This window comes from Natrialbaceae archaeon AArc-T1-2 (genome assembly GCF_030273315.1).
Lineage (GTDB): Archaea > Halobacteriota > Halobacteria > Halobacteriales > Natrialbaceae > Tc-Br11-E2g1.
Genome location: NZ_CP127174.1, coordinates 1,169,843 through 1,190,177, shown reverse-complemented (window position 1 = coordinate 1,190,177; position 20,335 = coordinate 1,169,843). Strand labels below are relative to the sequence as shown.

At 64.5% G+C, this 20,335-nt stretch carries 19 protein-coding genes, 2 tRNA genes and 2 rRNA genes; 10 read left to right on the top strand and 13 right to left on the bottom strand.

Going from position 1 to position 20,335, the window contains the following annotated elements:
• Nucleotides 1–440: 440 nt before the first annotated feature.
• The 3 genes from QQ977_RS06080 (at nucleotide 441) to QQ977_RS06070 (ending at nucleotide 3,828) form a co-directional block, all read left to right on the top strand.
• A 23S ribosomal RNA gene (locus QQ977_RS06080) occupies nucleotides 441–3,376 on the top strand.
• Between the two features lie 122 nt (nucleotides 3,377–3,498).
• Nucleotides 3,499–3,619, top strand: a 5S ribosomal RNA gene (gene rrf / locus QQ977_RS06075).
• A gap of 133 nt (nucleotides 3,620–3,752) precedes the next feature.
• Nucleotides 3,753–3,828: transfer RNA gene (locus QQ977_RS06070), tRNA-Cys, on the top strand.
• A gap of 126 nt (nucleotides 3,829–3,954) precedes the next feature.
• Here the strand turns inward: QQ977_RS06070 and QQ977_RS06065 are convergent.
• The 4 genes from QQ977_RS06065 to QQ977_RS06050 form a co-directional block, all read right to left on the bottom strand.
• A complete protein-coding gene (locus tag QQ977_RS06065; protein ID WP_285928206.1) occupies nucleotides 3,955–4,356 on the bottom strand; it encodes a PPOX class F420-dependent oxidoreductase in 402 nt (133 codons plus the stop codon).
• Between the two features lie 257 nt (nucleotides 4,357–4,613).
• Nucleotides 4,614–4,687, bottom strand: a tRNA-Lys gene (locus tag QQ977_RS06060).
• 85 nt (nucleotides 4,688–4,772) lie between these two features.
• Nucleotides 4,773–5,477 carry a DUF7119 family protein gene (locus tag QQ977_RS06055; protein ID WP_285928205.1) on the bottom strand — a complete coding sequence of 235 codons (705 nt, stop codon included), beginning with the start codon at nucleotides 5,475–5,477 and terminating at the stop codon, nucleotides 4,773–4,775.
• 180 nt (nucleotides 5,478–5,657) lie between these two features.
• Entirely contained in the window at nucleotides 5,658–6,914 is a 1,257-nt protein-coding gene (locus QQ977_RS06050; protein ID WP_285928204.1) for an MFS transporter, read from the bottom strand.
• Between the two features lie 145 nt (nucleotides 6,915–7,059).
• Here QQ977_RS06050 and rimI point away from each other — a divergent pair, with 145 nt between their 5' ends.
• The 5 genes from rimI to QQ977_RS06025 all read left to right on the top strand — a co-directional run bounded on the left by rimI (nucleotide 7,060) and on the right by QQ977_RS06025 (nucleotide 9,566).
• A complete protein-coding gene (rimI, locus tag QQ977_RS06045) occupies nucleotides 7,060–7,566 on the top strand; it encodes a ribosomal protein S18-alanine N-acetyltransferase (protein WP_285928203.1) in 507 nt (168 codons plus the stop codon).
• A 66-nt stretch (nucleotides 7,567–7,632) separates the two neighbouring features.
• Nucleotides 7,633–8,055, top strand: coding sequence for a DUF5810 domain-containing protein (locus QQ977_RS06040; protein ID WP_285928202.1), 423 nt, complete (start codon nucleotides 7,633–7,635; stop codon nucleotides 8,053–8,055).
• A 25-nt stretch (nucleotides 8,056–8,080) separates the two neighbouring features.
• Nucleotides 8,081–8,491, top strand: coding sequence for a DUF5809 family protein (locus tag QQ977_RS06035; RefSeq protein WP_285928200.1), 411 nt, complete (start codon nucleotides 8,081–8,083; stop codon nucleotides 8,489–8,491).
• A 69-nt stretch (nucleotides 8,492–8,560) separates the two neighbouring features.
• Complete coding sequence (locus QQ977_RS06030; RefSeq protein ID WP_285928199.1) at nucleotides 8,561–9,115, top strand: NUDIX hydrolase; 555 nt, start codon at nucleotides 8,561–8,563, stop codon at nucleotides 9,113–9,115.
• 103 nt (nucleotides 9,116–9,218) lie between these two features.
• Nucleotides 9,219–9,566: a rhodanese-like domain-containing protein gene (locus QQ977_RS06025; protein ID WP_285928198.1), complete on the top strand. Its 348-nt coding sequence runs from the start codon at nucleotides 9,219–9,221 to the stop codon at nucleotides 9,564–9,566.
• 109 nt (nucleotides 9,567–9,675) lie between these two features.
• Here QQ977_RS06025 and yciH read toward each other — a convergent pair whose 3' ends face one another.
• The 5 genes from yciH to QQ977_RS06000 form a co-directional block, all read right to left on the bottom strand.
• Nucleotides 9,676–9,969 carry a stress response translation initiation inhibitor YciH gene (yciH, locus tag QQ977_RS06020; RefSeq protein ID WP_285928197.1) on the bottom strand — a complete coding sequence of 98 codons (294 nt, stop codon included), beginning with the start codon at nucleotides 9,967–9,969 and terminating at the stop codon, nucleotides 9,676–9,678.
• Between the two features lie 68 nt (nucleotides 9,970–10,037).
• Nucleotides 10,038–12,308, bottom strand: a complete 2,271-nt coding sequence (locus tag QQ977_RS06015; protein WP_285928196.1) for a transglutaminaseTgpA domain-containing protein — start codon at nucleotides 12,306–12,308, stop codon at nucleotides 10,038–10,040.
• Between the two features lie 4 nt (nucleotides 12,309–12,312).
• Complete coding sequence (locus tag QQ977_RS06010; protein WP_285928195.1) at nucleotides 12,313–13,308, bottom strand: DUF58 domain-containing protein; 996 nt, start codon at nucleotides 13,306–13,308, stop codon at nucleotides 12,313–12,315.
• Nucleotides 13,305–14,282 (bottom strand): AAA family ATPase, encoded by a 978-nt coding sequence (locus tag QQ977_RS06005; protein ID WP_285928194.1) that lies wholly within the window; start codon nucleotides 14,280–14,282, stop codon nucleotides 13,305–13,307. Before QQ977_RS06005 ends, QQ977_RS06010 begins: the two co-directional genes overlap by 4 nt.
• Nucleotides 14,283–14,398: 116 nt before the next feature.
• Nucleotides 14,399–15,070: an HAD family hydrolase gene (locus tag QQ977_RS06000; RefSeq protein ID WP_285928193.1), complete on the bottom strand. Its 672-nt coding sequence runs from the start codon at nucleotides 15,068–15,070 to the stop codon at nucleotides 14,399–14,401.
• Between the two features lie 154 nt (nucleotides 15,071–15,224).
• Between QQ977_RS06000 and QQ977_RS05995 the strand changes: the two genes are divergently transcribed.
• On the top strand, nucleotides 15,225–16,406 hold the full coding sequence (locus tag QQ977_RS05995; RefSeq protein WP_285928192.1) for a 3-dehydroquinate synthase II: 1,182 nt from the start codon (nucleotides 15,225–15,227) through the stop codon (nucleotides 16,404–16,406).
• A gap of 240 nt (nucleotides 16,407–16,646) precedes the next feature.
• A complete protein-coding gene (locus QQ977_RS05990) occupies nucleotides 16,647–17,744 on the top strand; it encodes an NADH dehydrogenase subunit (RefSeq protein WP_285928191.1) in 1,098 nt (365 codons plus the stop codon).
• A 17-nt stretch (nucleotides 17,745–17,761) separates the two neighbouring features.
• On the opposite strand, the gene QQ977_RS05985 is transcribed toward QQ977_RS05990, so the two are convergent.
• From QQ977_RS05985 to QQ977_RS05970, 4 genes are all read right to left on the bottom strand, one after another.
• Nucleotides 17,762–18,187 carry a DUF7575 domain-containing protein gene (locus QQ977_RS05985; protein ID WP_285928756.1) on the bottom strand — a complete coding sequence of 142 codons (426 nt, stop codon included), beginning with the start codon at nucleotides 18,185–18,187 and terminating at the stop codon, nucleotides 17,762–17,764.
• Nucleotides 18,188–18,255: 68 nt separating this feature from the next.
• Nucleotides 18,256–18,933, bottom strand: coding sequence for a type I 3-dehydroquinate dehydratase (locus tag QQ977_RS05980; protein ID WP_285928190.1), 678 nt, complete (start codon nucleotides 18,931–18,933; stop codon nucleotides 18,256–18,258).
• Between the two features lie 71 nt (nucleotides 18,934–19,004).
• Nucleotides 19,005–19,238: a UPF0058 family protein gene (locus QQ977_RS05975; protein ID WP_285928189.1), complete on the bottom strand. Its 234-nt coding sequence runs from the start codon at nucleotides 19,236–19,238 to the stop codon at nucleotides 19,005–19,007.
• A 111-nt stretch (nucleotides 19,239–19,349) separates the two neighbouring features.
• The gene (locus QQ977_RS05970; RefSeq protein ID WP_285928188.1) at nucleotides 19,350–20,330 is read right to left on the bottom strand and encodes a transcription initiation factor IIB; all 981 of its coding nucleotides are present in this window, start codon (nucleotides 20,328–20,330) and stop codon (nucleotides 19,350–19,352) included.
• Between the last annotated feature and the right edge of the window lie 5 nt (nucleotides 20,331–20,335).

Below are 20,335 nucleotides of genomic sequence, written 5' to 3'. Positions count from 1 at the left end.
GCGTCGCCCCAGCCCACCACTCGTGGCCCGTTGTGCCACACCACCACGTTCGATCGCCCACCCGTAGGCCGATCGGGCACCTTTGAACTACCAGGGCTCACACCTCGTTCCCGCTCGCTCTGTACGAGAACGCGAGCGGGCTGGACCCATACCTGACTGGAAGGGCGACCGCCGCCGACGGCGGTCGCCCCGGGTTCGACTCCCAGTGGGTCCATGTCTCGGCCCGTCGTCGAATCGCTCCCCTTAAGTGGGAGACGGCGCGACGATTGGGTACGACAGAACCGATGCACCACCCCGTGTAAACGCGGGTGGGAAGGGTTAATGCAGGCCAGCTGTCTACTGGCGTGCGGATGAGACCGTGTGTACGTGTAGTCCAGGCGTCCACTGGACCCGTTCCCGGGTCACTACATCGTTGCGACTTCGTCGCAACGCCGATCCGTCGAACGTGGCTACTGTGCCAGCTGGTGGATCGCTCGGCTCGAGAGCCGATGAAGGACGTGCCAAGCTGCGATAAGCCTCAGGGACCCGCACGGAGGGAAAGAACTGAGGATCTCCGAATGGGAATCCCCACCGCAATTGCTTCGCGCAATGGGGAACGCCGGAAATTGAAACATCTCAGTACCGGCAGGAAAAGAAAGCAATCGCGATGTCGTTACTAACGGCGAGTGAACGCGACACAGTCCAAACCGAAGCCTGTGTGGGACCGTCAGGTTCCGCGTGGGCAATGTGGTGTTCGGACTGACAACCACTCCTCGAACCGCTTCACGAAGTCTCCTGGAACGGAGCGTGAAACAGGGTGACAACCCCGTAGTGAAGCGTAGTACGGGACGCGTCAGCTCCAGAGTATCGGGGGTTGGATATCCCTCGTGAATCTCGCGGGCATCGACCGCGAAGACTAAACACTCCTCGAGACCGATAGCGAACAAGTAGCGTGAGCGAACGCTGAAAAGCACCCCACGAAGGGAGGTGCAATAGGGCGTGAAATCAGTTGGCGATGGAACGACGGGGCATACAAGGTCCCGATCAAAACGACCTACCCGCGAGGGTACAGTAGGAAGATCGGGAAGCCGGTGTTCCGTCGTACGTTTTGAAAAACGAACCAGGGAGTGTGTCTGATTGGCGAGTCTAACCCGATCATCGGGGAAGGCGCAGGGAAACCGACATGGCCGCAGCATTGCGAGGGCCGCCGTGTTCAAGCGCGGGGAGTCAATCGGACACGACCCGAAACCGGACGATCTAGGCGTGGGCAAGGTGAAGCGTGCCGAAAGGTGCGTGGAGGCCTGTTAGCGTTGGTGTCCTACAATACCCTCGCGTGACCTACGTCTAGGGGTGAAAGGCCCATCGAGTCCGGACACAGCTGGTTCCAACCGAAACATGTCGAAGCATGACCTCTGCCGAGGTAGTCCGTGGGGTAGAGCGACGGATTGGGGGACCGTACTCCGAGAGGAGTACGCCCCCCTGTCCAACTCCGAACCTACGGACGCCGTCGACGCAGGGAGTCCGGTATGCGGGGTAAGCCTGTGTACCGTGAGGGAGACAACCCAGAGCTGGGTTAAGGTCCCCAAGTGTGGACTAAGTGCGATCGAAGGTGGTCCCGAGCCCTAGACAGCCGGGAGGTGAGCTTAGAAGCAGCTACCCTCTAAGAAAAGCGTAACAGCTTACCGGCCGAGGTTCGGGGCGCCGAAAATGATCGGGGCTCAAGTCCACCACCGAGACCTAGCCGCACCCTTTACCGGGTGATCGTGTAGGTTGGCGTTCTGTTCGGGTGGAAGCACGGCCGAGAGGTCGTGTGGACCGTTCAGTAACGAAAATCCTGGTCATAGTAGCAGCGTGAGTCGGGTTAGACCCCCGACGGCCGAACGAGTAAGGGTTCCTCAGCACTGCTGATCAGCTGAGGGTTAGCCGGTCCTAAATCAGCCCGTAAGTCGAAGCTGATGAAAGGGAAACAGGTTAATATTCCTGTGCCAGTGTGCACTCAAAGCCGACGCTTTGGGGCCGCCTGAGCCGGGCTATCGCCCGGTCGAACAGTCGAAGTTCGTGGAAGCCGTAATGGCAGGAAGCGAGCGAATGGCTGGATAGCGCAAGTCAGGTCAACCGAGAGCCCGTGAAAAGGCGAGCACACTGTCCGTACCGAGAACCGACACAGGTACTCGTGGCGGCGAAAGCCAAGGTCTGTCGGGAGCAACCGACGTTAGGGAATTCGGCAAGTTAGTCCCGTACCTTCGGAAGAAGGGATGCCTGCCCTCTTCGGGGCAGGTCGCAGTGACTCGGGCGCTCCGACTGTCTAATACCAACATAGGTGACCGCAAATCCGCAAGGACTCGTACGGTCACTGAATCCTGCCCAGTGCGGGTATCTGAACACCTCGTACAAGAGGACGAAGGACCCGTTAACGGCGGGGGTAACTATGACCCTCTTAAGGTAGCGTAGTACCTTGCCGCTTCAGTAGCGGCTTGCATGAATGGATCAACGAGAGCGCCACTGTCCCAACGTTGGGCCCGGTGAACTGTACATTCCAGTGCGGAGTCTGGAGACCCCCAAGGGGAAGCGAAGACCCTATAGAGCTTTACTGCAGGCTGTCGCTGAGACGTGGTCGCCATTGTGCAGCATAGGTAGGAGCCAGTACACAGGTACCCGCGCCAGCGGGTCACCGAGGCAGCATTGAAATACTACCCGATGGTGACTGCGACTCTCACTCCGGGAGGAGGACACCGGTAGCCGGGCAGTTTGACTGGGGCGGTACGCGCCTGAAAAGATATCGGGCGCGCCCCACGGTTCCCTCACCCGCGTCGGAGACGCGGGAGAGAGCGCAAGAGCACATGGGAGCCTGACAGTGTCCGGCACAACGACGGACGCTGACGCGAAAGCGTGGTCTAGCGAACCAATTAGCCCGCTCGTTGCGGGCAATTGCTGACAGAAAAGCTACCTTAGGGATAACAGAGTCGTCACTCGCAAGAGCACATATCGACCGAGTGGCTTGCTACCTCGATGTCGGTTCCCTCCATCCTGCCCGTGCAGAAGCGGGCAAGGGTGAGGTTGTTCGCCTATTAAAGGAGGTCGTGAGCTGGGTTTAGACCGTCGTGAGACAGGTCGGCTGCTATCTATTGGGGGTGTTACGGTTCCTGACAGGAACGTTCGTATAGTACGAGAGGAACTACGAATGGGTGCCACTGGTGTACCGGTTGTTCGAGAGAGCACGTGCCGGGCAGCGACGCACCACGGGGTAACGGCTGAACGCATCTAAGCCGGAAACCCACCTGGAAACGAGGAACCACCTGAGATCCCTCCTAGAAGAGGAGGTCGATAGACTCGGGGTGTACGCGCCAAGGCAACGAGGCGTTGAGCCCGCGAGCACTAACCGATCGAGCCACCATTCATACCGCATGGATCATGACCCGGAAACGGGTCCAGGCGCAGACTGGACTACACGTACGACACGGTTGTGGCGGAGAGAGACCGATACTGGAGTGGCGACGGTTCGATTCCGTCGATCGGCGTTCGGGCGGCCACAGCGGCGGGGCGCTCCCGTACCCATCTCGAACACGGAAGATAAGCCCGCCAGCGTTCCGGCAAGTACTGGAGTGGGAGACCCTCTGGAAACGCTGGTTCGCCGCCTCCACTCATACTTTCATACTTATCTACGGCCCTACACAGCCACAGCTGTGGCTGTGTGGCCTTTTGTATATATTGGGCGATCGGGTACAGAATCGTACCGCTACGCTTAAACGACCGCAGTGACTACGACCAAGCGCGCCAAGGTGGCAGAGTCCGGCCGAACGCAGCGGCCTGCAGAGCCGCCCACCGCCGGTTCAAATCCGGCCCTTGGCTTATAGCGACTTCTTGGATAACTCTGAATCAGCAAGCGGTTATCCCCGTCTACCTATCTGGACTCTCGCGGCACTACATCGACCCCTCACCGGCTCTCGGACTTCGTGTCGGAAACAGACCGCATCGTTATCCTTCGAAGTGACTGACCTTCTTGGGTCTGATTGAGATGATGACGCGTTCCGTCTCGATTGGGTTGGGATACTCGTCCTCTCCTGTATATCGCTCTGACAGCTCGTCGATGTGCTCGCGCGCCCCATCCGTGGTAACTTCATCGACTTCACCCGTCACCGAGAGCATTCGGTAGGGATCGTCCGGATCAGTCATACTAATGGCGACTCGCGGGTCGTTTCGAACGTTTTTCTCCTTTCGGCGGCCGCGTTCGGTGTTCACCAACAGCCGATCCGCATCGGCGTCGTAGTCAACCCACACCGGCGTCGAATGCGGCGATCCGTCGGGTAGAACCGTCGCTATGTGAGCGAACGTTCGCTTCTCGAACACGTCCTGGACGTCAGCAGGAATCGATCCCATACGGTCTAGTAACGGCCGAGGTACAAAGTCACACACCCAACGTTCCCAACCCGATAGTTATCGTTCTAACACAAAGTGATGTCGAGACCGTCGACCGTTCACCGTTCGATAGTCGATTGTTCGTCGCAAAAGCGGGCCGGGCGCGATTTGAACACACGGTCACACGGTCGCTCACTTCGTTCGCGCTGCGTGTTCCCTGCGTTCAAATCCCGCCGGTTCCGATGCTCGCCGCTCGCGGATTTGCTCGCGGCGAGAAGCGGGCCGGGCGCGATTTGAACACGCGGCCGTCTGGTTAAAAGCCAGACGCTCTGCCGGACTGAGCTACCGGCCCTCCAATTTCACCTTCTCGTGAGCGCCGGTTAAACGTTTCTTTCTCGTTCTCCCGGTCCGACGCCGACATCGCCCTGTCGTGCGGTTCACTCGAGGTATTGCTCGAAGGCATCGGCGACGACGTCGCCTGGTGTGACGCCCTCGAGGGACGCTTGTCGCCGGAGATCGCGATAGGTCGTTCGTGGCAGGATGAGCTCGAGTCTACCGAGGACGACGCCGTGATCGGCGAGTGCCTCATCGATCGGGACGCCGTCGTTTATCGCGCTCGCGGCGGCACGGACCTCACGAACCGTCAGGTCGCCGTCGAGGGTCGCCCAGGCGAGCAACAGCCGTGCTTCACCGCTAACGCGGGCGATGTGCTTTGCGGCGGTGGGTGCGATGGCTCCGAGTGCGACCTGCCGGCGGACTGACCGCGGGAGGTCGTGGACGCGCGCCCACTTGCGGATGAACGAGACGGTAACCGTGCTGTCGTCGTCGCCGACCGCATTGGCCTGCTCTGTGGCAGTCTTGTAGGAGCCGACGCCTCTGACGAGTGCAGCACAGGCGGCGGCTCCACGGAGCATGACGAGGTTGTCTCCCTCGGCGTCACCGGTCGCGAACTGATAGACAATCTCGGCGGCGTTTGCGACGCTCTCGGGATCGTCGGGATCGAACTGTACGGCTTCGCGCGCACGTTGTCCGGTGACCGATTCGTCGCCCCGGATGACCGGGGCACCCACGGGCGATTCGCGGTCTGTGGGAACTGCGCCGTCGCGGTCGTCTCGGGATCGGGCGTCGGGATCGTCAGTCATGAACACGGATACGGGCGGTTCGGTAAAAAGCGCTCTCCAGTCGTGGTCTGCATATCGAGCCCACGTTCGTACCGGATGTGGGTAAGTGGCGCTACATGAGCAAACGATACCCTGACTCGGCAATAGCGGAAACAGCTGCCTCTATCCCGGATCGGGCGTCGCCTCGATAGCCCCACCGAGTCAGTAGCGTCGTGAGACCGACCTCGCGACGAGCGAGAGTGCGAGCAGACAGCTCATCGCCGAGAACCCGGCAAGAACGACGAACGTGATCGACTCCGAGCCGAGGGTGAGGACGGTTCCGGTGATCGCCGCGCCCAACGCGCCGATGCCGAAGATAGCCAGGTAGGTGTAGCCAAAGGAGAGTCCGCGTGCCTCTGGCGGGGAGTACTTCGCGATCGTGGCCTGCGTGAACGGCTGGAGGGCAAACAGGACGAACCCGAGGACGACGCTTACGACGAGCAGTTGCACGAGACCGGTTTCGGCAACCGGGACGAAAAGGAGGGCGACGACGGTCAGTCCGAGCGACATTCCAGCGAGCCCTCGTTCGGGTTCGATCGCGTCCGTGAGCTTTCCGCCGACGTACTGACCGACGATACCGACTGTCAGCAGACCGACGTAAAGATACTGTGCGAGGTCGAACTCCTCGGCCATCGGGGTGTCGGGGTCGAACAGCTGGACGTCTCCGACGGCGACCGCGAGGAAGTCTCCGAGGAGGTCGGGAAGGAAGGTCAACGTGCCGCGGTAGTAGAGGCCGTTGAACGAGACGACGACGAAGACGGTGAGAAAACCGACAGTGAACAGCCGACGCGTGTCGCCGACGACGTCACCGAGCGATCGGCTGTCCGATCCCCCGTCTTCGCCACCGTCGGTCAGTTCGACGGCTGCTGTGGGATCGAACGCGATCAGCAACCCGGCGACTGAACCGACGAGTGCCGGGACTGCGAGGATCGCGGCGACGAGTCGCCAGTCGAACGCTAGCAACAGCAGGGCCGTCGCGAGCGGACCGAAGGCGATACCGGCGTTACCCGCCATACCGTGGTAGGCGAAGCCGACACCGCGTTGCCGGACGCCGTTGCTGATCAGCGTGAGTCCGGCTGGATGATAGACGCTCGCGGCGAGCCCCCAGACGGCCAGTGCGACGGTGATGGCCCCGATCCCTGGAGCGAGACTCAACAGGAGAAAGGAAAGCCCCATCCCGGCGAGACAGGCGCTGATCAGCGCTCGGGGGCCGAACCGGTCGACGAGTACGCCGCCAGGAAGGGAACCGACGCCGAACAGCCCGTATCCGACGGTGACCGACGCACCGAGCACTGCAGCCGACACCGAGAACTCGAGCAGCCAGACCGTCATGAGAATCGGAATCGAGAGCTCGTAGGTGTGGACCATCGCGTGTCCGACCATCACGTAGCCGACGATCGATCGATCGTTGTCGTTCATGGGGGCACCTCGCGTGCGTTTTCGTGACCGTCACCGACCCGGTCTTCGTTCATGCAGTCCAGGGGGACGAGTGGCGGTAGCCATATATCTTACTCTCGATACGTGCTCGACTGCCGTCGACGCATTGCTCGAGACGCGACAGTATATGTACGATGGACACAAATACGTACGCGTGACGATTTCGGCCCCCGACGTCGACGCCGACGACGTCGTCGTCAGACGAGCACGACGTGCGGATCTGCTCGCCATCGTTCGCATCGAGAACGCCTCGTTTCCGCAGCCGTGGCCGTACGATGCGTTCGAGACTTTTCTCGGCGAACCCGGGTTTCTCGTCGCCGTAACCGATGACGATCGGATCGTCGGCTACGTCGTCGCCGACGTGACGACGACCCACGGCCGTTCGATCGGCCACATCAAAGACATCGCCGTCCACCCTGCTTGTCGCGGACGCGGCGTCGGCTCACGACTGCTTACCCGTTCGTTCGTGACCCTCGCGTCCCACGGTGCCGACTCGGTAAAACTCGAGGTCCGGACGTCGAACGAGGACGCAAAGCGGCTCTATCGCGAGTACGGCTTCGAGTCGCTACGGCGGATTCGCGGGTACTACGACGACGACGAGGACGCGATCATCATGGTTCGGGAACTCGAGTGATCGGACGCGGGCGTGGACGTGGCCACAGCCGTGGTCATTATAGGACCGGCGACGCTACGTCCGAATATGGGATACGCCTGTCCAGTGTGTGCTCGAGAGCAGGCAGACGATGTTCACCTCGCAAACCACCTCGCCGTGACCGCCTCGCTCGGCCGAGAGGATCATCTCGAGTGGCTCTCTGCACACGCTCCCGACTGGACCGACTGCACCCAACGGGAGCTTGCCGAACGAGTCCGCGAGTACGCCCCGGAGGTCGAAACGCCCGAGTTCGAGAGCGAAAACCACGCTCACGGTCACGCTGACGACCGCGGCCGTCCCTTCGAGGACGAACTCGCCCGCCAGGCCCAGGGGATGGGTCGGGGTTCGATGACCGCCCGGGGTGGAACCGACGGTGCACTGTCTGCCGACACGGAGGCGGTTCTCGAGGAGGCTCGAGAGCTGACCCGGCGGATGTACGAGGACGACGGCGACGAAGACGAAAACGCGTAACTGCACGCACCTCGAGCCCACTGGTATGCACACGGAGGGGACGTTCTCGCCCGAAACGATAGACGAGGTCCGCGAGCGATACGAGTCGCTCGGCCCTACAGCCCAGACGGTCGTTCGCGAAGTCGCCCGTGCGATGGCGTTCGACCGCGAGGAGTACGACGACCGCGTCACCGGCGACGTCGTCGAGACGGCACGGGACGTGCTGTTTGCGAGCCGACTCGCGGTCACCGTCGGCACGCGCGAGGAGTACGAGGACTGGTGTGAGAGCTACGACGGCGAGGTCATCGAGGTCGGCCACGAGCGCGTCGACAACGTCGTCTGGCACGCCGGCCCCGGCGACGAAGCGGTGGCAGCGACGTTCCAGGACGAGGAGGCGGCGGCGGTCGCGACGTTGCGGCGACAGGCGTTCGGTCGGCTCTACCGGGAGCTGGTGTGACAGCAATCCGTATCACCCGCTCGTCCGCGACCGCTATCTACTAGCCTTTCGAGTCCGCACTCCACGCGCATGGACGAGACGGAGTGGCCGGTGATCGAATCGGAAACCGAGTACGAGACGGGCTGGTACGACGGTGGCTACGACCTCGTCGAACAGCCCGACGGCACCGAAAAGCGCTACTACTGGGCCGAGTTGCCAGACGCCGTGGTGATCGTCGCCCGGACCGACGACGAGGTGATCTTCGTCGAACAGTACCGGCCGTCGATCCGCGAGACCCACCTCGAGTTACCCGCCGGCATCGTCGAGGACGGCGAGTCCTACACCGAGGCGGCCAGACGCGAACTCGAGGAAGAGACCGGGCTGTGCCCGTCGAGTCTCGCCGTTCTCCAGACCTACAGCGTCGCGACGGGGGTGCTTCGTCACGACCGGGCGATCGTCTACGCCGAGGGACTCGAACCCGGCCAGCGCGACCGCGACACCAACGAGTTCCTCGAGGTGCGGCCGGTGGCGGTCGAGGAGGCGCTCACGGTCGCGCGCGAGCAGCCGGCGAACGACGCCTCGATCAGCGGGCTGTTGCTGGCTGACGCCGACGGGCTGTTGTATACTGCCGGACGTACGTCGTGAACGAGTCTCGCCGCCCCGGGGTGGCGAGACTCGTCACACAGGTACGTCCGATAGTATAACCTCACCCCGTGGTGCTTATCGGGCTCGCGGACGAACCCCGTCTATGGACGGCGAAATATCGACCGACGAAGTCCACGAACTGCTCGAGGCCGACGAAGACGTCTGCATCGTCGACATTCGTGACGAACAGAGCTTCGAGCGCGGCCGAATCCCCGACAGCGAGAACGTTCCCTTCGACGAGTTGCCAGACCGCGTCGAGGGACTCGCCGGGGCCGATCGCATCGTGACCGTCTGTCCGCACGGAAAATCGAGCATTCAGGCGGCACGACTCATCGCCTCCTACGAGGGGACGGCAAACGCCCGCGTCGAGAGTATGGCGGGTGGACTCACCGAGTGGGCCGACTCGTACGACCTCGAGGGAGACGCTGGCGAATCGGAGACGCCGTTTTAGCTTTTCGTCGGTGCCGAGTGGATCGGCTCGTCCGGACGAAAGCGGTCGCTGACCGGATCGCCGAACGGAGAAGTCGCGGGATCGGAAGTCGTCTCAGAGCATTGCGGGCTCAGGCGACGTTGAAGCCGCGGTCCCGAAGGAACTCTTCGATGCGACCGGTGTGGTTACCCTGTAGTTCGATCTGCCCGTCTTCGACGGTCCCCCCACAGGCGAATTTGGACTTGAGATCCGACGATAGACTGTCGAGGTCGACGTCCTTCGGATCGAATCCTTCGATGATCGTTACCTCCTTACCGTATCTGCGCTCGTCAATGCGGACGTTGAGCTGTTGTTGCCCCTTGGCCACGTCTTCACAGACGCAGAGCTCTTCGGGGAGCCCGCACGTCGAGCAGACTTCCGACATTACGGCTGAATCTACGAAATGACCATATTAAACACTATCGGGACCTGTACGCCTTCGTGTGGTCTTTTTTAGGGATCTCGGTTCTGATTCCGGTCGCGACGGCGTCGGCCGAGGATCGGTGTCCGATCTCGAACGAGCGCGTCGACGGCTGCGATCGTTTCGGTCGCCTCCTCGCGGGTGACGCCGTCGCCGTAAGCTACTCGTTCGTACCGACGACCGACGGCGACGACCCGGTCGTCGAGGCCGTGTGCCGACGCGAGCCGCTCGAGGTAGTCCCGGACCGTCTCCGATCGACGTCGCGGCCGGTACTCGCGTTCGAGTAGCAATTCGAGACGTTCGTAGGCCCGTTCGACGTCTCGGCCGGGTTCGTCGCCGGGTCGTTGCCAGTGTAGCCGGTAGCCGCGATAGAGGCGGCTCGGGATGCGTGTTCGGCGTACGCCAGCAACGAGCCCGACGAGTGCGGCCAGCCCGACGATGGTCGTCTCGAGTCCCGGCATCGCGATCCCGTCGTCGTCGGGAGCCGAGACGTCCGGTCCGGGATCGATGCCGTCTTCGTCTTCCCCGTTCGAGTCGACTCGGTCATCGCCCGCGCCGTCGGCGTCGCTCTCGTTGTCACCGTCTGGTAGCTCCAGTTCGCCGAGGTCGAACGCGTCTTCGGGCGGGTCCTCGTCGTCTCCCTCCTCGATCGAGGCGTCCTCGCTATCGTCGGTGTCGACGCTCGCGGAGCCGTCCTCGCGGGCCTGTTCGACGAACGCGTCGTGAGTCTCCTCGCGAGGACCGCCCGGCGTCGGCTCGAACGTGACCCAGCCGTGATCGGGGAAGTACACTTCGACCCACGCGTGGGCGTCGGTCCCGCGGACGACGTACTCGCCGTCGTCGATCTCCTGGCCGCTCGTGTAGCCGACGGCGTACCGTGCGGGGACGTCAGCCGTCCGGAGCATCTGGACCATCGTCGTCGCGAAGTAGACGCAGTAGCCGTCGTCCATCTCGAAGAGAAACGCCTCCGCGACGTCGCCATCCGGCTTCTCGACCTCGAGGGAGTACTCCTTCGAGGTTCGCAGGTAGCGTTCGACGGCGACTGCTTTCTCGTACGGTGTGTCGGCGTCGGCGGTGACCGCTTCGGTGTAGGTCTCGAACGCCGGCGAGACGTCACCCGGCGTCTGGAGGTACGTCTCTGTGATCGGTTCCGGATACGCCGTTTCAGCCGCTTGGAGCTCGTCGGATGGAGGATCGACGATGGCGCTTCGGACGGTGTAGGTGTCGCCCGCGAACAACGGCCCGTCGGGCCGGATCTGACCGTGCGTCGTGACCGCGGTGTCCGATGCGAGTTCGCCGTCGACGGCGATCGGGTGGGCTGCGGCGGGCATGATTTCGGCTGGTGCCTCGACGTGAACGGTCTGTTCGACCGTCTCGTACTCGCCAGGCGGTCGCGCCAGCTCTCCGTCGTACGCCTGTTCCTGTCCCGTCCGGATCCACTCGTCGCCGGTAAACCGGTCGTAAACACCTGTTCGCCAGTAGCTCGGTCGTTCGCTCTGGACGGTAAAGCGGACCTCCGGCGAGAGGTCGACCTCGCCGGCGATCGGCGACCGGTCGGGCGCGGTTGCACTCGTCTCCTCGAGGGTGTCGACGCCGTCGCCGCCGCCTATCGCCGGTCCGTTCGTGCCCGCACTTCCGGGGACGAGTGGCACGGTCATCGAGAGCACCAGCATAGCGGCGACGACCAGCGAGACGAGCTCGAGCTGGGCGACCGTCCCGCCGCGACGCTCGAGGTCGCCGAGGGCGACGGCGGCGAGTGCGCCGACGGTTCCGACGGCGGTGGCGGCGACGGACGCGTCGCCGGTAAGCACGAGAAAGAAGAGTGCGACCGCACCCGGGACGACGCTTGCAGCGTACTGACGCCGGAGCGCGAGATACCACGAGAGAAAGACTGGCGCGGGGACGAACGCGAGCGCCCAGGTTCCCGCATCGACCATTCGCAACACCGACAGCCCGGTCGCGAGCGCGGCGGTGTCTGCGAGCAGGTCGCGTGCGGTCGCGACCGTCGCGCCGAGGCCGGCGTCCGTCGTGACGAGATAGTAGCCGAATCCGCCCGCGCCGGCTGCGGCGGCGAGGCCAATCGCGGTTCGCGGTCGGATCGCCCGGGCGAGCACCGTCGCCGCCGCGAGTATCGCGACGACGAGCGCGAGCAACGACGTCGCGTCGCCGACGACCAGCGCCACGTCCCGTAACACCCACACGTACGAGCCCGTCAGCGCGAGGACGCTCCCGAGTGCGAGCAGGCGAAACGCCGTCGTCGCGTCGACGGCGACCGTCGCCGATCGCTGTGTCGTCGTCCTCACGTGATCACCCTCGAGCCGGTTCGGTTCGTTCCGTGATCTCTCCGCAGAGTCGATCGAACGGGAACTCGCGGTCCCCGACGACGACGACCGTTCCGCCCGCGTCGGCCCGGACGAGCACGTCCGCTTCGCGTCGGTCGTCGCCCTCGACCTCGCCCGGCCCGACCGTCGCGAGCAACTCGAGCAGGTCCCGGCGGTCGTCCCGCCCGGACGCCGACCGGGTGCCCTCGGGCGTGACGACGCGGACCGGAACGGCCGCCTCGAGCAGGGCCGTGGCCACGCTCGCGGTCGCGGCGGCCATCTCGTCGCCCTGGCCCGGACTCGCTTCGGCGACGATCGTCGCGGTCCGACCGTCGCCGTCGGCCGCGTCTGCTGCGACGAGCAGCTCGTCGTCGGCTCGTTTCGCCGTCGCCGTCCAGTGGACGTCCCGGACCGGATCGCCGCGTTCGTACTCCCGGAGGTGGTCGAACTCGCCGCGGTCGAACCCGCGGGTGGCCGAAAGCGCCGACCGCAGTTCGGCTCCGTCGCCGCGCAGTTCGTAGACGCGGGGATAGACGAGGACGCGGCCCCGGTCGGGGAGCTCGAAGCGCCGTCTGACGAGTCCGAAGGCGTCGGTCACCGCGATCGAAAGCGGACCGAGCTCGTGTTCGCCTCGCTCCTCGAGTTCGATCTCGTAGCGGTAGTCGTCCGTAAGCGTCGTCGTCGCGACGTTGCCCGTCGCCGAGAGCCCGTCGTCGACGGCGTCGTCGATCCGTGCCGGCGTTGCCCCGCCGCCGTCGATCGAGAGCGAGACGGGTCGGGTCTCGCCGGGAAACCCCGCCGCGACCGGCCGACGATCGATCGTCGGCTCGCCCGCCCGGACGACCGCGATCAGGCCGACGAGTGCAGCGACGGCAAGCGGCGCGACGACGGCGTTCAACGCCCGTGGTCCGAACGCCCGGGCCATGGCCAGGCTGGCGATCACAACGACGACGACCGCCAGCCCGCGTCCCGTCGGTCTCATGGTACCGGGACGCGCTCGAGGGCATCTTCGACGACGTCGCGTCCGTTCTCGCCCGTCGCCGTCCGAATGCGATGGCCCAACACGACGGGGGCTTCGTGCTGGACGTCGCCCGGAACGACGTACTCTCGACCGTCGGTGATCGCCCGGGCCTGTGCCGCCCGCAAGAGCGAGATCGTTCCACGCGGACTCGCACCGATGCGTGCGTGCTCGCGGGTGTCGGTTACGAGCCGTGTCGCGTACTCCCGGACCGGCTCTCGCACCGACACCCGTGCGACCGTCTCTCGGGCCCTGCGGATCGACTCGAGATCGGTGACGGGGTCGAGCGTCTCGATGGGGTGGTGGCCGACGGCCCTGTCGAGCAGCTCGATCTCTTCGTCGGCGTCGGGATAGCCCAACTCGAGTTTCTTCGTGAACCGGTCGACCTCCGCGAACGGCAACTCGTAGGCCCGGTCGCGCTCGACGGCGTTTTGGGTCGCGACGACCGTAAACGGCGTCGGAAGCGACCGCGTCTCGCCGTCGACGGTGACCTGACTCTCCGCCATCGCCTCGAGCAACGCCGACTGGGTCTTCGGCGGCGCGCGGTTGATCTCGTCGGCCAGCACGACGTTTCCGAAGATGGGGCCGGGCTGGAACTCGAACTCGCGTCGTTGCTTGTCGAAGACGTTGACGCCGGTGACGTCGGTCGGCAACAGATCGGGGGTGAACTGGATCCGGCTGAACGTGCAGTCGATCGATCTCGCGAGCGCGCGAGCGAGCATCGTCTTGCCGACGCCGGGGACGTCCTCGAGCAGGACGTGGCCGCGAGCGAGGACGGCCGTGATCACGTGCTCGACCGCCTCGTCGTGGCCGACGATCACGCGACCGACGTTCGACTCGACGTCCGCACACAGCTGTGTCACCTCGCGAGGCGGAAGGGGCTCGACGGTCGTCGGCGCGTCGCCCTGTTCGAGCGACGGCGTATCGGCGTCTGTCATGGTACCACGTGACGCGTAGGGGACCGTTCGGGTCTTGCTATCTCCATCCGCACCGCCGTCTATATGTCTTGTGCCGGTGCCGTGGACTGATCGTCACGCATCGACGGACGTCCGTGCTAGAGAATTCGATCGAACTCCTCGAGCGTGGTCAGCTCGTAGGTCGGTTCGTGGTCGACCGGACTCCGGTGGCCGAGGTCGATCCACGCCGAGTCCATTCCCATGGCGTTGGCTCCGGCAACGTCGGCGTAGAGGGTGTCACCGATGTGGATCGTCCGCTCCGGTTCGACCTCGAGCGCCGACAGCGCGTGTTCGAACGGTGCCGGATCGGGCTTCGGCGGGAGGCCGTTTCGCGGATCGACGAAGACGGCCGTATCGAAGGCGTCGGTGAGCCCGAGCGCCTCGAGTTTCTTCGTCTGAGTCTCCTCACTTCCGTTGGTGATGAGTCCGATCGGTCCGAGCTCGCTCGCGTGCTCGAGGGCGTCTTCGGCCCCGGGTCGAAAGCGTACGCGTGCGGGGTCGATCGCCTCGAGGTAGGTCTCGGCGAGTCGCGGTGCGTCTGCCGGATCCGCGTCGGCGCGGCCGGCGGCCGCCGCGAAGACGCGCTCGAAGAACTCCGTGTCGGTGTCGGCGTCGGACACCTCTCGCGTGGCGGCCCGGAGGCCGGCGACCGTACAGAACTGCTCGACGCCAGCGCGCTCGAAGACGGTCTCGAGCAGTTCCGCTCGATCGCGGATAGGCTCGCAGATGGTGTTGTCGAGATCGAAGAAGATCGCATCGTAGGAAGCCATACCGAAAACTACGCCGTCTCGACTCCTGAACGTTTCGGCGATCGTGTACGACGGTACCACACTGCGGACCACGGTGTGGGTACAACACGAGGCGACCGCGGCGACCGCTGTCGAATCCGCCACGTTCAAGCCGGTCCCGTACGAGAGTCGAGCCATGACGAGAGCAGTCTGGGTCAAAGCCGACGACACCGTCGGCGACTGGGACGACCGACGGGCGCGGATCACGGCCGCCCTCGAGGCGGGCGTCGACTGGGTGCTGGTCGACGAAGACGACGTCGATCGGGTCCGCGAGCTGGGCGAGATAAACGTCGCCGCGTTTCGAACCGACGGCGACGTGACGCTGGTCGACGACGCCGAGAGCGACGACGGACCGGAGACGCGACCCGACGCCGTCGTCGTCGGCAAAGACGGCGAAGGCGACGCGACGATCGACCTTCCCGAGGACTTCTCGGGCTCTGCGGACCTCTCGACGCTGCGTCGGGACGGCGACCTCGATCGGGGCGCGTACGTCCGTATTCTCGGCAAGGAGTACGAACGGTTCGCCGAGACGGCCGCCGCGGAAGCCGATCACACGATCGTCGTCGGCGAGGACTGGACGATCATCCCGCTCGAGAACCTCATCGCCCGCATCGGCGAGGAGACAGACCTCGTCGCGGGCGTGACGAGCGCCGAGGAGGCGAAGACGGCGTTCGAGACGCTCGAGATCGGTGCCGACGCCGTCTTGCTCGACTCGGACGACCCCGACGAAATTCGCCGCACCGTCGAGGTTCGTGACGAGGCCGACCGCGAGTCGCTCGAACTCGAGTACGCCGAGGTGACGGAGATCGAACGCGCCGGCTCTGCAGACCGGGTCTGTGTCGACACCGGCAACCTGTTGGATCACGACGAGGGAATGCTGGTCGGCTCGATGTCTCGCGGGCTCGTCTTCGTCCACGCCGAGACCGCCGAGTCTCCCTACGTCGCCTCCCGGCCGTTCCGGGTCAACGCGGGCGCGGTCCACGCCTACGTCCGCACCCCCGACGGTGGCACGAAGTACCTCTCGGAGTTACAAAGCGGCGACGAGGTCCAGGTCGTCGACCTCGAGGGCCACACCCGCGAGGCGATCGTCGGTCGGGTCAAAATCGAGCAACGACCGATGTTCCGGGTCGCACTCGAGACCGACGACGGCGACCGCGTCGAGACGCTGTTGCAAAACGCCGAGACGATCAAAGTCGCCACGTCCGACGGTCGGAAGGCGGTGACCGACCTCGAGGCCGGCGACGAGCTCACACTCTACTACGAGGATACGGCTCGACACTTCGGCGAAGCCGTCGAAGAGTCGATCATCGAGAAGTAATCGACGATCGTTTTTCCGCGTTCGTGATGTGTACCCGTTAGCACAAAATCTCTTATGTGTGTTAATAGGTCACAATAGGCGTAACGGGAGACGACGCTACCCGATCGACAGCCGATTGTGACATATGAAACGAATGTGTACTCCTACCGCACTTATTGAAAACAGTTGAGTACTAATATTGTTTATCTTGTGGATGTGACCAAAGAACTTACTTCGGAGCCGTCGTCGTTCATATGAGCTATGGGAACAACGCACGAGACGTTACGGCAACTCGAGGGATCCGAGATTCCCGCGACGCTCCGCCAGGCGGGGGTCGCGGGTGCCGGCGGTGCAGGCTTTCCCACCTACGCGAAGTGGGAACACCTCGAGTCGGTAGACTCCCTGCTCGTCAACCATCAGGAGAGCGAACCGAACTACTACATCGACAAGTGGCTCGGTCGCGAGCGCGCCGACGACCTCGCGTCGCTGTTCGACGCGTTGCTCGAGACGACGTTCGACCGGGTCGTCGTCGGTGCGAAACGAACTGATCGCGAGGAGTGGCACGCCGACCTCGAGGCGGCGACGGACGGCACCGTCTACGAACCGGATGAACTCCCGATCGATCCGGACGAAGACGGCGTCGTCTTCGCGTACACCGAGGATCGGTACGAGTACGGGATGGAAGGCGTCCTGCTGGGACTGATCGCCGACGTCGTCGTCCGTGGCGACGACCTTCCCGTCGACCACGGCTGGATCGTCCAGAACACCGAGACGCTGTACAACGTCTACCGGGCACTGACACGGGAGGAGGCGATGACGCGAAAACTCGTTCACGTCGACGGCCGGGTGCCGGAGCATCGCTTCCTCGAGGTTCCGGTCGGGACCCCAGCGGAGGAGTTGCTGGCTGCAGCGGGCCGTGAGGGGGGACTTCGCGACGACGAGGTCGTGCTCGACGGCGGACCGGGCTGGTGTTTCGAAGTCGGGACCGACCCGGCGTCGTTCGGCGTCCGAAAGCGAACCAACGGCCTGCTGGTGATGGACGAACGGGTCGTCGAGGAGAACCGCCTCGGCGGCGGTCGGGTCAACGTCCTCGGGCCCAGCGCGTGGAAACGGGTGCCCCACGAGACCGAACCGGACGCGACGCTGTCGCCGGGTCGGGTCAGCGTCCCGCTAATTACCAACCCGGACTTCGAGGGGCTGGTGACGCCGAGTGACCCGATCGTCGAGTCGGGTGAGACCGTCTCGGCCGGCGAGGTGGTCGCTCGACCCGGCGACGGCATCAGCACCGCCCAGCACGCGCCGATCGACGGGACGGTCGTCGACGTGACCGACGCCTGGATCGCCATCGAGCGCCGGTGAGTGTTCCGGTATCGTTTTCAGCTGGCCGGTTTTTCCTCGGTCTCGTTTTCGTCTCCGCCTCCGAGGCGGGTCGTACACCAGTGACAGAACTCGAGGTCCTCGTCGAGTTCTTTGCCACAGCTCGGACAGCTCGTGCCGTCGGTGTCGCCGCCTGTGCCCGGCGGGACGTTCACCGCCCGCAGCGCCGCGTCGACGGCGGCAAACAACACGATGAACGTGACGAACAGCTGGTTTACGGTCGAGGTTTCGGCTTCGACGACCGCCATCGCGTCCGCGGTCGAGCCGGCCGCTGATAGCTCTGCGATTGGAAAGAAGATCACGACCGACGAGACGAACAGACCGGCAAACAGCAGGGCCCGAATCCAGTCTCGAAGCAGGGCGTGGCCGGCGCCGGGCAGAAACACCGAGAGCCCGGCCGCAGCCAGCGCGCGAATCCAGGTCATCATCGCTGTCGGTACTCGTTAGCGAGCGCGGTTAATACTCTCGGTCCTGCCCGGCCGACGACGGCCGCTTAGCTCGACAGCGTCGCGACGAGGTCGGCGAGTGTCTCGAGGTCGTACTGGCCCGGCGCGGTCGCCGCCGCGGGGTCGACGGGCGCGTAGCCGATCTTCGAGCCGTACACCGGCGCGACCGCACGGGTGTGGCTGCCGAGTTCGCCCATCGCCATCGTCGCGACGGCGTCGCCGTGGGCGGTCAGCTGCTCGGTCGCCGAGAGCACGGCGAGCGTATCGGCCCTCGACTCCGCCGTCACCGCCAGCTTCGCGACGTCGCCGTACTTGCCCGCCTCGGTCAACGTCCGCACCAGCTCGGGTCGCGACGGCGTCCCCTCGAAGTCGTGGGCCGAGACCACGACCGAGACGTCGCGCTCGCGGGCGGTCTCGAGGACGTCCTCCGCGTCGCCCGCCAGCACCGCCTCGAGTTCGACGTCGATCGCCTCGACGGCGTCTGTGGCGGTCGCCTCGGCGAGGACCTCGAGTCGTCGGTCGTCGTCGCCGGCCCACTCGCCGCCTTCCCACGCGGCGCGGTTCGTCGCCAGGATCGGCAACGCGACGTCGGCGGACTCGAGCGCCGTGAGGGGGTCGTCGGCGAGGTCCAGCCGGAACTCGATGCAATCGGCGTGCTCGCGGGCGTCTGTCGCGTCGGCGAGATCGGCCGTCGATGCGGCGAGGACGAACGAATCGAACTCCATGTGGTGGTGACTCGCTCGGATCGACAAAAAGGCGTCTCCTCGCGGGTGCGTCGACGACGGGTGCGGGACGATCAGGCCCGCACAGCCGGGGCCTCCCGTGACCGTTCGTCGATCACGTCGCCGATGCCCTCGAGTAACAGCCCGATCGCCTGTCGATGGTCGTCCTTCGAGCGGTGGACGTGGACCGGCCGAACCGGCTGTCTGTCGTACGCGTCGAAGGCGTCGCCGACGTGGTGGTGTTCCTCGACGTGCTCGCGCAGGAGCTGTAATAACGCATGAAGCTGTACGCACTCCTGGCTTCTCATGGTACAGCACGGCACGACAGTACACTACTTAGAACCCAGTTGACGTTCGGCGTGTAACACCGTCTGGCTGACCGGTCAGACGGCATCACAGACGGGTCGTGGGTTCCCCGATCAGGCCATGCCGAGTGACTCCTCGGCCTCGAGCAGCTCGTGGTACCGGTTGCGGATCGTCACCTCGGAGATGTCGGCGACTTCGCTGACGGCGGCCTGGGTGGTCTTCTCGTTCGTCAACAACGCGGCGGCGTACACCGCGGCGGCGGCGAGTCCGACCGGCGACTTGCCGGAGTGGACGCCTTTCTCTTTGGCGTTCTGGAGCAACGCTCGAGCGCGGTGTTCGGCCTCGTCCGAGAGTTTCAGCCCCGAGGCGAACCGCGGGACGTAGCTCTCGGGATCTGCGGGCTGGACTTCGAGTCCGAGTTCGCGGACGACGTAGCGGTAGGTGCGGGCGATCTCGTTTTTCTCGACGCGGCTCACGTCGGCGATCTCGTCCAAGCTTCGGGGGACGCCGGCCTGTCGGGCAGCGGCGTAGACACAGGAGGTCGAGACGCCCTCGATGGAGCGACCGGGCAGCAGGTCCTCGTCGAGTGCGCGGCGGTAGATGACCGAGGCGGTCTCGCGAACGTTGTTCGGCAATCCGAGCGCGCTCGCCATCCGGTCGATCTCGCCCAGTGCCTGTTTCAGGTTTCGCTCTTTCGAATCGCGCGTCCGGAACCGCTCGTTCCACTTTCGCAGCCGCTGCATCTTCTCGCGCTGGCGGGAGTCGAGCGAGTTGCCGTAGGCGTCTTTGTTGCGCCAGTCGATGTTCGTCGACAGCCCCTTGTCGTGCATCGTGTTCGTCGTCGGCGCGCCGACGCGGGACTTCTCGTTTTTCTCGGCGGCGTCGAACGCGCGCCACTCGGGACCGCGGTCGACCGAATCCTCTTCGACGACGAGGCCACAGTCCGCACAGACGGTTTCGCCGTGTTCGTCGTCGGTGACGAGCTGTCCGCTGCACTCGGGACAGCAGAGATCGCTGTCTTCGGTTTCAGTTTCGGTTTCAGTTGCTCGCTGGTCGGTTCTCCGTACGCTGGTACTCTGGGATGCGTTCGTCATACGAT